The following is a 14,584-nucleotide window of genomic DNA, read 5'->3' on the forward strand; positions in this document are numbered from 1 at the left end:
TAACTATAGTTTCATTCTTTTTAAACGTAAAGCATTTGTTACTACACTGACTGAACTTAATGCCATTGCTGCGCCAGCAATCCAAGGAGCTAATAAGCCTAATGCAGCAATAGGAATGCCTGCTACATTATAACCCAATGCCCAAAATAGGTTTTGACGGATATTACGGATAGTATATTTACTTGCCTTTATGGCTTTAGGTATTAACAATAAATTGCCTCCCAGGATAGTAACATCTGCTGCTTCAATAGCAACTTCGGTACCTGTACCTATTGCAATACCTATATCTGCTTGTACTAGAGCAGGTGCATCATTTACACCATCTCCTACCATAGCTACTTTATGCTGATTTGTTTGTTGAATTTCTGCAATTTTTGCTGCCTTTTCTTCCGGTAATACTTCCGCAATAACGGTATCTATATTTACTTGTTTAGCAATAGCATGAGCTGTACGTTCATTGTCGCCTGTTAACATGACGACGTTGATGCCTAAATCATGCAATGCTTGAATTGCTTCTCGTGCATTTGATTTCACAGTATCTGCAACGGCAATTATGCCATTAATTTGATTATCGACAGCTACAAACATAGCAGTATGACCAGCTGTCTCGTAGCGTTGTAATTGTTCTATTTGCTCAGTTGTATCAATATTATATTCTGTCATTAATTGTTGATTACCTGCTAAGATATGACGATTATGAATAATAGCTGAAATACCTCTGCCAGGTATAGAAGTGAAGTGTTCAGGCTCTAACAATTTAATATCGTTATTAACAGCATGTTTCACTATAGCATCGGCTAATGGATGTTCGGATCCATTTTCTGCAGATGCAAGTAATTGTAGCGTCTCGCTATTACCATTGAATGCAGTGACTACTGGTTGACCATTTGTAATTGTCCCAGTTTTATCTAAGACTACAGTATCAATTTCATGTGTTCGTTCAATATGCTCTCCGCCTTTAAATAAGATGCCATGTTCAGCAGCTTTACCAGTTCCTACCATTATAGAAGTAGGAGTAGCAAGACCTAATGCACAGGGGCAGGCGATGACTAATACTGCAATAGCAGCAACGAGCGCAGGTTCAAATTCACCAGGTTGTACAAGTGTAATCCAGAAAATAAATGTGAGTAAAGCAATGGCTACAACAATTGGTACAAAGTAACCAGATATAATATCTGCGAGTCGTTGGATAGGAGCTTTAGAACTTTGGGCAGCTTCTACAGTTTGAATAATATTCGATAAAGCCGTATCCTTGCCGATTTTTGTTGCTTCAATAGTAATGGAACCATGTTTATTCATCGTTGCACCTATGACAGTATCATTCACATTCTTTTCAATTGGAATTGATTCACCAGTCAGCATAGATTCATCTATTGATGTTGTTCCTTTAATTATTGTACCGTCAACGGGTATCTTTTCTCCTGGCTTGATAACTAAATAATCGCCAACTTTGACTTCGTTTAATGGAACCATGATTGTTGTGTTATCTCTGATGATTCGTGCTTCTTTAGCTTGTAAGTTGACTAATTGACTTAATGCATTTGTTGTCTGTGCTTTAGCGCGTGTCTCTAAATACTTACCTAATAATATTAGTGTGATTAATACTGCACTTGTTTCAAAATAAAGATGCGGAGTGATTTGTGGTTGAATTAACCATTTAATCATTTCATAGATACTATAAAAATAAGCAGCGCTTGTACCTAAAGCAACAAGTACATCCATATTTGCTGATTTGTTTTTAAGATTTTTATAGGCACCAACATAAAATTGCCATCCAATAATGAATTGAACAGGTGTTGCAAAGACGAACTGGAACCAAGGATTCATTATAATATGTGGTAAAGGAATGCCGAATAAATGAACGAACATTGTTAGTAATAAAGGAACGGTTAGGATAGCTGAAATAATCAGTTTGAATCTTTTTCCCTTTAATTCTTGTTCCTTTCTAGATGCTTTTTGTGTTTCATCTTGTTTAGTCTGTGCATCATAACCAATCTGTTGTATTCTGCTTATTATATCATCGACCGTAACAGTGTTAGGGTTATAGTCGATAGCACCACTTTCTGTAGTGAGATTAATACTTGCATTACTTATGCCATCCATACGATTTAATACCTTTTCGATACGATTTGAACAGGCTGCACAAGTCATCCCGATAATATCTAAATCAGTGTGTTCAGTAGACACGCCATAACCAGTTTTTTCAATGCTTTCAGTAATTTGTGTTTCAGAAGTGCTTTGTGGGTCGTATGTTACGGTTGCTTTCTCTGTCGTTACATTAACATTTGCAGTAACATCATTGAGTTTATTTAAGTTCTTCTCGATACGATTTGCACAAGCTGCACAAGTCATCCCTGTAATATCATAGGTCGTTGTTTTTTGTTGTGACATAATATAAACCTCCCTTTTTATTTTATGTATCTTGGAATATTAATGTCCGGTAGTAGAGCAAATCATTTATCTACAATATACCCCCTACCCGTATATATGTCAATGATTAAGATTTAAAAAAGCCAATGCGCAGTAAATACATGCGCATTGGCTTTTGTGTGAAATAACGGCTTATAATAAATGTTGATGATTAATTTCTGTAAGTTCAGTAACTATTTTTTTACTATCTTTATTTAAATGTTGAACATATACGGTATTGTGCTTTTTATTATAATTTTCAACGAGTGTATCAATAGCATTAACTGCAGAATCATCCCATAAGTGTGCTTGTTGGAAATCTAAATATATTGTCTGATGTTTCAAATCTAAGTCTAATTGATTCATCATTGTATCTATTGATACAAAGAAAATTTGACCTGAAATTTTATAATAAATGGTTTGTTCATGTGTCTCTTGTTCAACTTTAACCTTAGATATTTTAGTGGCAAAGCATAATGCACTAACAATGACTCCGACAATGACGCCTAAAGCTAAATTATTAGTCAACAACACAATAGCGACTGTTAAGATCATTACAAAGGCATCTGTACGAGGTGCACGTTTGATAAATTTGAATGATTTCCAATCAAATGTTCCGACTGAAACCATAACCATGATTGCAGCGAGAATAGGCATTGGAATTTGTACTACCCAATCACCAAAGACAATAATTAAAATGATTAAAAATACTCCGGCAGTAAAGGTAGACAGACGCGTTGTAGCACCAGAACGTACATTAATAACGGATTGACCTATCATGGCACAACCGCCCATAGAACCAAAAAAGCCTGTTATAAAGTTTGCGATACCTTGTCCGCGTGATTCTTGATTTTTATTACTATACGTATCAGTTGCTAAGTCAACAATACGAGCTGTAAGCAAGCTCTCAACAAGTCCAACAATAGCCATAGATAATGAATAAGGTAATATGATTTTCAAAGTTTCAAAGGTGTAAGGTACATCTGGTAAAAGGAAATGTGGTAGTGTACGTTTAATATCACCTAAGTCTCCGACTGTTTTTACATCGGCATGTGTATAAATCGAAATGACAGTTAACAACACAATGGCAATAAGTGGAGCGGGTATTGTGTTAAAAACGCGTGGTAATAAGTAAATAATCAGTAAGGTAATGATGACAAAGATGTAAGTTGGAATAGATATACCAAAGATATGTTTAATTTGCGTAGTAAATATCATAATGGCTAAAGCATTGACAAAGCCAATCATGACAGAATTTGGTATGAATTTCATCAAATGTCCGACCTTTAATATGCCGAATATGACCTGAATAAGACCCATTAATATAGTGGCAGCAAGTAAGTATTGTAATCCGTAATCTTTAACTAACGGAACGACGACTAGGGCGACGGAACCTGTAGCTGCAGAAATCATAGCAGGTCGACCGCCTACAAATGAGATGACTACTGCAATAATAAAAGATGCATAAAGACCGACCATTGGATCGACTCCAGCTATAATTGAAAAGGAAATTGCCTCTGGTATTAAAGCTAAGGCAACAACAATACCTGCTAAGATATTTGTCCTTGGTGCAGTTAACCATTCGCTTTTTAATTTAGTTAGCATTTATATACTCCTTAATAATATTTTAACTAAATTATTATAACATAGTATTTTAAGTACAAAGTTATTAAAATTCAATGTAAAGTATAATTGAATGCGCATAAAATTATACCTGTGTGACAAAGTTGTTATTTTAATAACTATGTTTGTTAGTTAAAACAAACGCCAGTGTTAGGATGATTCGTTACAATTGGATTATAAATAAAGGTAACTAGGAGTGAAAAGTATGCCAATTTTAAAAGTTGAAGGTTTAACTAAAAAATATGGTAACAAGCACCAACAACAAGAAGTGTTAAAGGGGATAGACTTTTCAATTGAAGAAGGTGAGTTCGTCACAATTATGGGACCATCTGGTTCTGGTAAGACAACTTTGTTGAATGTTATAAGTTCTATTGATTATTTAACCAGTGGTACAGTCGAAATAAATGGCAATCAGATAAATAAAATGAGCAATAAAGCATTAGCAGATTTTCGAAAAAAAGAGATAGGATTTATCTTCCAAGATTATAGTGTATTACACACGCTAACGGTTAAAGAAAACATTATGTTGCCATTGTCTATACAAAAGATGTCAAAAAAAGAAAAAGAAGCCAATTATAATGAAGTAACTGAAGCACTTGGGATCAAAGCATTGGGTAATAAATATCCTAATGAAATATCTGGTGGGCAACAACAACGTACAGCGGCAGCACGTGCCTCAGTGCATAAACCAGCTATTATCTTTGCCGACGAACCAACAGGTGCACTTGATTCTAAAAGTGCGCAGGATTTATTAAATCGTTTAGAAGAAATGAATAAGAAAATGAACGCCACGATAGTAATGGTTACACATGATCCTGTAGCGGCGAGTTTTTCTAATAGAGTGATTATGTTAAAGGACGGTAATATACATTCTGAAATTTATCAAGGTGAAGATACGAACCAAGCCTTTTATAAGAATATTATTCATATGCAAACGGCTTTAGGTGGTGTGACACATGAGCTTTAATCAGATTGTACTAAAGAATTTCAAACAGAATATTCGTCACTATGCGATGTATATATTTTCGTTGATAGTTAGTATTGTCCTTTATTTTAGCTTTGTTACATTAAAATATACCAACAGTATAAATAATGATAATTCTATGAAAGTAATCCAAGAAGGATCAAAGGTTGGCGCCAATTTTTTGTTTATCATTATATTGATCTTCTTAATGTATGCGAATCAACTATTTATAAAAAGACGTACACGTGAATTCGCGCTGTATCAATTAATTGGGTTAACAAGAAATAATATAATGCGTATGTTATTGATAGAACAAGTAACGATGTTTATCTTTACCGGTGTGTTAGGCATGATCATTGGTGTATTTGGTTCTAAAATATTATTGATGGTTGTACTCAAAATCTTAAGTGTTAAGACCAGTGTATCATTAACATTCCAACCGCCAGCAGTAACGCAAACGATTATTTTATTATGTTTATCATTTGTACTCATTTTAGTACAAAGTTTTTGGTTTTTACGTAGACGGAGTATTTTAACGATGATGAATGATAATACTAAGACTGAGGTCAATAAACCTAAAGTGACGATATTAGAGTTTATTTCTGGAATTATTGGTATCACGATGATTATTTTAGGTTATTATTTTTCGACCGAAATGTTTGGGAAATATAGTGATGCAATCATGTTTTTAGTCTTTGCTATTTTATTCTTAACCACAGTAGGCGCTTATTTATTCTTTAGGAGTTCGGTTTCGTTAATCTTCAAAAGTCTTAAAGGATTAAAGCAAGGCAAGATATCTATTACGGACGTCGTTTTTACATCCTCAATTATGCATAAAATGAAGAAGAATGCGTTATCTTTGACTATTATAGCTACATTATCCGCTGTGACGGTCACTGTGTTGTGCTTTGGTGCAATTAGTAAATCATCTATTGATGACAATATTTATGAATCATCACCTCAAGATTTTAATTTAAATTCAGAAAAGCAGGCACAGCAATTTGAACAAAAATTAGAACAAGCGCATATACCATTTAAACCTGTTTATAAAGAGGTAGCTAATTTGAAAATAACAAAAGATGATTTCTTTGTTAAACAAAGTAATTCTTTAATGAACAAACCTAAGGAAATGTTTATAACAAGTAATGAATTTTTTAAAGATAAAGATGTTTCTGGAAATAATGCTAAGTTGATTAATGTTTCTACAATTGGTGGTAGTTTAGTTAAATATAATATCGACAAGACAATTCAATTTAAAGGGCAAGGTTTTGCGCCATTTAAGGTGACAGCAGATCAACGAACAGTAGATTTTAGGGCAGATGTTTCTTATGGCCAACCGGTACTATTAGTCAGCACTGATAAATATAATGAACTAAGTCAACACAGTAAAGAAATTAATAAGCAATATAGCTATGAGTTATTAAATAAAAAGGATTGGCCAGCTGCTAACAAAATGTTAAAACAGGTAAATCCTCATATTGAATCACAAAAGGTTATACGACAAAGCATGGATAATTCTATAGGTATCTTATTGTTTGTAACATCATTTCTTGGATTAGCATTTTTAATTGCTGCTGGTTGTATTATCTATATCAAGCAAATGGATGAAACAGAAGATGAAATGTCTAATTATAAAATTTTACGTAAACTTGGATACACACATAGAGATATGTTGAAAGGTTTAACGTTAAAGGTAATATTCAACTTTGCTTTACCGCTAATCATTTCATTATTACATGCATACTTTGCAGCTAAAGCATATATGAAGATTATGAACTCTATAGATATGCTGCCAGTTTATGTTGTTATGGTGGTTTATTCTATTATCTTTATGATCTTTGCAATTATGTCCATCATACATTCGAGTCGGATTGTTAAACATTCAATCTAACAGGGTCTAAGTCAGCCGAATAGTGCTATACACGAAGTGACAGCAAAATAGTTTGCTTGTTACTAACAGTGTAGATTGATATGTGTGATCGGACGTTTGTTAATAGTACGACGTTCTTGTACGAGATATTCAATTGATTTAGTGTGCTTCATTTTATAATATTTTAATAATGCAAGTGGATTGGATAATATAGTCTATAGTTTCAAATAACTTAGTATTACTATTTCCTGGGAAATAGACGCCACATAAAGTGAGAATGTTTCATAATGCAAAATGGTGGTACTGGCAAATAAGAATACTAAGGAGTGATTGGATGAATTTAACTGAATTTCACAATCAAATAACAGGCTATACACAAAATCGACAACCAGGAATTGAAAAAGAGATGAATCCTAGACCAATTTCTGTATTAGATTCGTATCGTAGTGGCGGAAAGCTGGCAGGCAAAGTTGCACTCATTACAGGTGGTGATTCGGGTATAGGTCGTTCCGTGGCGTTATTATATGCGAAGGAAGGGGCACAGGTTGCTATCGGATATTACGATGAGCACGAAGATGCAGATGAAGTTGTTCAACAAATAACAGAGTTAGGTGGTAAAGCGAAAGCTTATGCCCATGATTTGAAAAATATTAACGATTCTAAACAACTGATTGCATCAGTCATTGATGACTTTGGTGATCTGAATATTTTAGTAAACAATGGTGGTGTTCAATTCCCAAGAGATCAATTTGAGGATATAACGCCAGAGCAGGTTAAAGAAACATTCGAAACAAATATATTTGGAATGATATTTCTTTCGCAAGCGGCTGTACCTTACTTGAAGGAAGGCGATGCGATTGTTAATACAACGAGTGTAACTGCATATCGTGGCTCAGGTCATTTGATTGATTATTCTGCGACGAAAGGTGCAATTGTTGCCTTTACAAGATCGCTAGCTACTACATTAATCGATAAAGGCATTAGAGTAAATGCTGTCGCACCAGGTCCTATATATACACCATTAATTCCTGCTACATTTACTGCAGATAAAGTTGAAAATCAAGGGTCTGATACAGCAATGGGACGCCGAGGTCAACCAGCAGAATTAGCACCATCTTATGTGTTTTTAGCATCCTATGCTGATAGCTCTTATATCACAGGCCAAGTGATTCATGTAAATGGAGGAGATTATATAACATCTTAGGTCCGATTTATAGTACTTGGGGTGTGAATTGAAGTGAGGTATGAAATCAGTAGCGGTCAATGTATAATGATATTTTGCTTTGAAAGTACAGTAGTGGAAGATGTAAGTACTTTATTGTTGAAAGCAAAGTGTTGAAATTAGGGAATTGTAAGCGAGAGACTTAAGTCATAAGTGATGTGTCGATACTTAGTCTTGAATTAAACCTCCACTGACTAGATAAAAGGTCAATATCGATGCATAATATAAAGAGAGTTCCCCAAAAGGTTTGTTCTTTTGGGGATTTTTTCATGCTTAACGTAATAAGCTTGTATCTTAAACAGTTAAGGACTATAGAACAAAACAACATAAATGACAACAAAAAAGTCGGTTGAAAGGAACTTCAATTCAACCGACAATTTTTTTAGTCTGGAGTATATAAAACAATATGTTGCGTACTTAGATACAAATAATACTATTGTACGAAAGGCAATCAATAATAATATTTGTGTGTATAAACCGAGTCTATTGCTAATCTAGTTATACATTATAACGAGCTAAACTTTAAAAGAAATCTGAAGGATTAAGGTTATCAAAATTGATATTTTTTAATGAGTCGAAATTAATGTTTTCAATATTTTGAAGTACTTCGCCATCTCTAAATTGTTGATAATAATTTGTCGCTTCATTTGTTAAATCATGGTCTTGAAAGGTCTTAACAACACCTAAGATTAATAGGATGGCAATAGCACCTTTGATTAATGTCTTCATAATAACTGCTCCTTTTATAAGTTTATATACTTATTATAATGTGTACCAGTGTATTTGACATGCGTCCGCAGTATAGATGTTACATCATACCTCAGCAGTAGCAATTTGACGATTATTGTTATATATCAAACTTATATGCCGAATGCGATTGGTAACCAGAAATAAGCAAAGAGTGATATAACGATGATAGCAAAAATATTTAAGATAAAACCTGCTTTCACCATATCTTTCATTTCTAATTCATCAGAACTAAATACTGCAGCATTTGGTGGTGTGGATATTGGTAACATAAATGCGCAAGTAGATGATAGTGCGACGATTCCCATAATGATAAATGGATCTTTACTTATTGCAGCAGCAAAACCAATACTTATTGGCATCAACATATTAGAAACAGCAGTGTTAGACATTACTTCGGTTAAGAATAAGATACCTGTTGTGATTACGATTACGATTAGAATCAATGGTAATGGTTTGACGATACTTAACATGCCACCAAACCATTTTGTCAGTCCAGAATCTTCAAATGCGGCTGCTAATGATAAACCACCACCAAAAAGTAATAATATTCCCCATGGTAATTGGGACATATCATCCCATACAAGGAGTCCACCTTTATGTTTAGTTGATGGTATTAAGAATAGTAATACTGCACCTAATATGGCAATGACGGTATCTGATACATGAATAGAATCAGGTATCAGACCACCGAATATCCATAGCAAACTTACTAATAAAAATACCGACCCTGTCAGTTTTTCTTCGCGACTCATAGGACCTAAATCATGTAAGGCCTTTTTGGCAAAATCAGAAGAAATTTTTTCGGCATCGTCAACCTTAAATAGCCATTTTGTTAACATGAAATATAGGATAACAAGTAAGATGATAGTCACAGGCACCGCAAAAATCATCCACTGAGCAAATGAAATTTTTCTATCTAAACTAGAGGCGGCTACTGCAGCGAAAACAGCATTTGGTACTGAACCGATTAAAGTAGCCAAACCACCAATTGACGCTGAATAAGCTACAGTTAATAATAAAGCTTTGCTAAATTTATGTGTTGATTCTGGTTTTAAAAATTGTGCTTCTTGAATTTCTTGTATCAAAGCAAGTGCAATGGGTAACATCATAAGTGCAGTTGCAGCATTAGAAATCCACATAGAAATAAAGGCAGTAGCAATCATTGTCCCCAATATAATGCGATTACTATTTGCGCCCATCATTGAAATAATAGTCATAGCAATACGCTTATGTAAGTTACATTTCTCAATGGCCAATGCGATAATAAATCCACCCATATACATAAAGACGATAGGGTCTGCATAGGCACTTGATGCAATTTTTTCATCAGTGCCGCCTGTTAACGGTAGTAATAACAATGGTAATAATGAAGTAGCAGGGATAGGAATGGCCTCAGTAATCCACCAAGTCGCTACAAATAATGTAACTGCGAGTACTGCTCTTGGTGCATCATCTAGACCTGTAATCCCAGGAATGAAGTAAAAAATGATAAATAATAGTGGTCCGAGAATAAGACCTATTCTTTCTTTCATATTACGTCCCCCTTGTTTGATGCATTCTCAAAATAAGAATATCAGTAACCGTACGTTTAGACAATTTATTTTCTGAAAATTTAAAAAATATATTGAGTAAATGATTATCGTCATTTAGTATTTTGACTATAAGCTCAATGGGGGGATTAGGATGATAGTAGGAACATTAGTAGCAAAAGATGATACCTGGATATTGTGGGCGATTATTATAGGTTGGGCAACTATTAGTATATATTTAGAAGAACGATATCGCTTTGCGAGTATTATTTCTGGTGCGATTATTGCACTAGTAGGGGCAATGTTATTATCAAACTTTCATATTATACCAACCAGCTCACCGGTGTATGACACGGTATGGGACTATGTCGTGCCTTTATCAATACCACTATTATTATTTAGTTCGAACATACTAAAGATATGGAAGGAAAGTAGAAGGTTATTAATCATATTTATGATTGCCTCGATAGGAACAATGGTAGGGACGATAGTTGGTTTCTTAGTGTTAAATCAATGGATACCGCATTTAGCAAAGATTGGCGCAATGATGACTGGGAGTTACATTGGTGGAGGCGTTAACTTTGCAGCGTTAAGTTCTAAATTTGCAACACCGAGTGATATGATTTCATCGACTGTTGTAGCTGATAATAGCATAATGGCATTATATTTTATGTTATTAATTGCATTGCCTTCACTACCTTGGATAAAAAGATATTTCAATACGGACTATGACAGCTCTAACACTAAGACAGAGGAACAGCGCTTTGCACCTCAAAAGATTGCCTTAATCGACATTGCCTGTTCAGTAGCCTGTGCAGTGACTTTAGTAGCGATAAGTTTTAAATTATCAGAGCTTATTCAACATTGGATACCGAAATCTAATATTTTATTAACGTTAGTCGTGTCATTCTTTGGTGATTCATATTTATTATTAACGACATTGACTTTATGTGTTGTTGCGCTATGGGGTGATTTCTTTGAAAAATTGTCAGGGGCTTCAGAAATAGGGACATTCTTAATTTATATCTTCTTTGTGGTTATCGGTACGCCAGCATCATTTGTCACTATTATTAAAACAGCACCATTGTTATTTATCTTTGTTATGATAATATTGATATTTAATTTAGGTTTAAGTTTATTGTTAGGCAAGTGGTTGAATTTTAAAGTAGAAGAAATATTATTGGCAAGTAACGCAACGGCAGGAGGTCCCACGACTGCAGCTGCACTAGCTATAGGCAAAGGTTGGTCTAAGCTAGTAGGTCCCATATTAATCATTGGAACATTGGGATATGTCATTGGAAACTATGCAGGGACGCTTATGTATCACATACTAATGCAAATTAAATGATGTTAGGATACGAGTTGTGTGCCTTTAGTCAGATTCATATGAGGTAAGTGTTCGTATATTTTAAGGAGGAATTATGTTGACTGAAAAAGAGAAAATGTTAGCGGGTGAATGGTATGATGCCAACTTTGATGAGTCATTAGGTGAGGAAAGGCTTAAAGTTAAGGATCTATGTTGTGAACTTAACTATACCAAGCCGAGTGAGGTTGAAAAGCGTCACATATTATTACAAAAAATATTTCAATATGAACCACAGCAATTAGAATTGTTAAGTCCATTTCAAGTGGATTATGGATATAATATAAAACTAGGTAAACAAGTTTTTATAAATCATAATTGCTATTTGATGGATTGCGCTACAATTAATATTGGAGATAATGTCTTTATCGGTCCAAATTGTGGTTTGTATACTGCCAACCATCCACTAGAAATAGCTGCACGCAACAGTGGTATTGAACAAGCGTTGCCGATTGAAATTGGAGATAATGTTTGGTTAGGCGCCAATGTCGTAGTTCTACCTGGTGTCAAGATTGGTTCGGGAACAGTTATTAGTGCGGGAAGTGTTGTAACTAAAGACATTCCTGAAAATGTATTAGCTGTTGGAACGCCCGCTAAAGTAATAAAAACTATAAATAATGAGTAATAAAAAATGCGTTGCCATACTAATATGGGAACGCATTTTATTAACGAGACATTTAGTTAATTTCTAAGTTGACTATCTAATACATCTGTTATAAACATATGGCCAGGTGCATGAGTGATCATTAACTCAGGTTTCGCTTCTAATGCAACTGATTGTGGTGTGACACCACATCCCCAAAATACAGGGACTTCACCTTCCTTTATTGTGACAGGTTCGCCGTAATCTGGTTGCGTAATATTATTAATACCTATCTGTTCAGGGGAACCAATGTGAATTGGTGTGCCATGAACATCTGCATAATGCGTTGTAATCTCAGTGGCTTGTATTGCTTGATTCATTGTCATAGGGCGCATGCTAACAGTGATATTACCTGAAAATTGACCACTTTGATTTGCTGGGATATTAGTTACAAACATGGGTACGTTATGATTTTCTTCAATATGACGAACTGGAATGCCAGCTTCGATTAAGGCATGCTCGAATGTGAAGCTGCAACCAATTAAAAAACTAACCATGTCATCATTAAATAAGTGATCAATACGGTTAGGTTCATCAACTAACTGACCGTGTTCATAAACTCTATAAGATGCTACTTCAGTCGTTATATCTGCTTGTGGTCCATAGAAAGGAAAGGATTTGCTTCCTTTTTCAGAAACATCCAATAATGGACATGTCTTCGGATTCCTAAAGCAAAATTTCAAAAAATCATAGGCATACTGAGAAGGTAAAATGACAACATTGGCTTGCACGTAACCCTTTGCCATACCACTAGTATGCTGAATCAGTTCATTATTACTAATCATAGTTCTCAAAGTGCTTGGTGATGCATCACGTAAATTCATTATAACAACCCCTTGTTTAAACTGAATTATTTATATCTTAGCAGAATTTCCCCTTTGTCATTAAAAATGACCAATTTTTAATGTTTAATCCATTTTACCGTGTTTATAGCTTTCATAAACATGATCATATTGTACATTACCAATACCACCAACGATATACTTACCAAATTTAAATAAATTGAATATATAAGCTAAACATATAGATACAGTTAAGGTGATGATAAAGTTAAACGTAATATTAAGTACTGCACTATCTTGGCGCAATAGACCTAAATTATGTACAAAGAAATAATGAATTAAATAAATACAAAAGGAGTAATTACTAATAAATAGAATAAACTTTGGTACATATTTGAAATAAGATGAAAATAAGAAAAAGACCAATATAATCATTGTTACATAAAAAGGGATATCGAAGCGTTTAGATTCTACCCAAGTACTGATACCGACGAGATAATTACCGACCATAATCACAATTGAAAGTACCGCACCTAGTAAGATAGCCCAGGTATAATTTTTGATTTTTTTCATAAACGTTTCATAATACACTCCAGTATAAAAACCGAGTAAGAAATAACTAATCCAACCTAAAAACAACATCCAGCCTTCGCGTTCCCAAAATAATCCTAATACAGGATTGTCTGATTGAGGAACGAATTGGCGAAATGCCCAGTAAAGCGTTGCGAATATAGTTGCTCCAATAATTACAGGGATAGGTTTCCATTTTATAAGGTACTTAGAAAATAAGTAATGTAATATGTAAAATTGGAAAATAATTACAATGAAATATGTGACAGCTGCACCATGAAACATTGTTTCGCTTAAATAATGTAGAAAATCACTGAAATGCTTAGGTTTAAAATAAAAGAACGAGATACCAATATTTATAAATAGGTATGGAATACCTAGATAAATTAATTTGTTTTTAAAGAAACCAGGTTTTGTTTTAACGTGATAATTTTTCGCCAATAAGAATTCTGAAATGAATACAAATAATGGCGTACTGAACATAAGTAAAAGCTGAATAATGCGGATCAGTGTACTATGTCCTACAAAATCCATCTTACTAAATGTAGTCGTTATTGAATGGATAAGTACGATACTTAAACAAGCAATCGTGCGCATCCAAAAAATAACAGAGGTATATGTTTTCATTGTGCATGTTTCCTTTCATGTTTCTCTGTTTATATGATTAGAAATTAAAGCGTATACGCAAATGTAACATATCTGTTTATAAGTGAATGTAAATTTTAAGTTACAAATTGTTAAAATATTTTGATGTTTATTTTTATTAAAATATGGAAATATTATGGAATATAATAACAAAGTACAATAAAATATGCGAATTAGACGATATACTATTTATTTTCACAAAAATGGTTGTAAG

General features: G+C 34.0%; 11 protein-coding genes. 5 read left to right on the forward strand and 6 right to left on the reverse strand.

Annotated elements, in window-relative coordinates; all coding sequences use genetic code 11:
* Positions 1-3 precede the first annotated feature (3 nt).
* Positions 4-2,391, reverse strand: coding sequence for a heavy metal translocating P-type ATPase (locus ACY191_RS03560; protein WP_229366523.1), 2,388 nt, complete (start codon positions 2,389-2,391; stop codon positions 4-6).
* Between the two features lie 171 nt (positions 2,392-2,562).
* Positions 2,563-4,014 carry a SulP family inorganic anion transporter gene (locus ACY191_RS03565; protein ID WP_229366524.1) on the reverse strand — a complete coding sequence of 484 codons (1,452 nt, stop codon included), beginning with the start codon at positions 4,012-4,014 and terminating at the stop codon, positions 2,563-2,565.
* A 223-nt stretch (positions 4,015-4,237) separates the two neighbouring features.
* Between ACY191_RS03565 and ACY191_RS03570 the strand changes: the two genes are divergently transcribed.
* The 3 genes from ACY191_RS03570 to ACY191_RS03580 all read left to right on the forward strand — a co-directional run bounded on the left by ACY191_RS03570 (position 4,238) and on the right by ACY191_RS03580 (position 8,070).
* Positions 4,238-4,999 carry an ABC transporter ATP-binding protein gene (locus ACY191_RS03570; protein ID WP_042740371.1) on the forward strand — a complete coding sequence of 254 codons (762 nt, stop codon included), beginning with the start codon at positions 4,238-4,240 and terminating at the stop codon, positions 4,997-4,999.
* On the forward strand, positions 4,989-6,887 hold the full coding sequence (locus ACY191_RS03575) for an FtsX-like permease family protein (RefSeq protein WP_463269904.1): 1,899 nt from the start codon (positions 4,989-4,991) through the stop codon (positions 6,885-6,887). Before ACY191_RS03570 ends, ACY191_RS03575 begins: the two co-directional genes overlap by 11 nt.
* Before the next feature lie 313 nt (positions 6,888-7,200).
* Complete coding sequence (locus ACY191_RS03580; protein ID WP_229366525.1) at positions 7,201-8,070, forward strand: SDR family oxidoreductase; 870 nt, start codon at positions 7,201-7,203, stop codon at positions 8,068-8,070.
* A gap of 540 nt (positions 8,071-8,610) precedes the next feature.
* Here the strand turns inward: ACY191_RS03580 and ACY191_RS03585 are convergent.
* Both ACY191_RS03585 and ACY191_RS03590 read right to left on the reverse strand, forming a co-directional pair.
* A complete protein-coding gene (locus ACY191_RS03585; RefSeq protein ID WP_042740368.1) occupies positions 8,611-8,817 on the reverse strand; it encodes a hypothetical protein in 207 nt (68 codons plus the stop codon).
* A gap of 131 nt (positions 8,818-8,948) precedes the next feature.
* Complete coding sequence (locus tag ACY191_RS03590; protein ID WP_042740367.1) at positions 8,949-10,370, reverse strand: SLC13 family permease; 1,422 nt, start codon at positions 10,368-10,370, stop codon at positions 8,949-8,951.
* 151 nt (positions 10,371-10,521) lie between these two features.
* Here ACY191_RS03590 and ACY191_RS03595 point away from each other — a divergent pair, with 151 nt between their 5' ends.
* Together ACY191_RS03595 and ACY191_RS03600 are read left to right on the forward strand one after the other, a co-directional pair.
* On the forward strand, positions 10,522-11,715 hold the full coding sequence (locus tag ACY191_RS03595) for a DUF819 family protein (protein ID WP_229366526.1): 1,194 nt from the start codon (positions 10,522-10,524) through the stop codon (positions 11,713-11,715).
* A 76-nt stretch (positions 11,716-11,791) separates the two neighbouring features.
* On the forward strand, positions 11,792-12,355 hold the full coding sequence (locus tag ACY191_RS03600; protein WP_229366527.1) for a sugar O-acetyltransferase: 564 nt from the start codon (positions 11,792-11,794) through the stop codon (positions 12,353-12,355).
* A 56-nt stretch (positions 12,356-12,411) separates the two neighbouring features.
* Here ACY191_RS03600 and ACY191_RS03605 read toward each other — a convergent pair whose 3' ends face one another.
* Together ACY191_RS03605 and ACY191_RS03610 are read right to left on the reverse strand one after the other, a co-directional pair.
* Positions 12,412-13,197, reverse strand: a complete 786-nt coding sequence (locus ACY191_RS03605; RefSeq protein WP_042740365.1) for a putative hydro-lyase — start codon at positions 13,195-13,197, stop codon at positions 12,412-12,414.
* A gap of 84 nt (positions 13,198-13,281) precedes the next feature.
* Entirely contained in the window at positions 13,282-14,352 is a 1,071-nt protein-coding gene (locus ACY191_RS03610; protein WP_042740364.1) for an acyltransferase family protein, read from the reverse strand.
* Positions 14,353-14,584: the final 232 nt, after the last annotated feature.

The organism is Staphylococcus sp. TCBT05, from assembly GCF_055179755.1.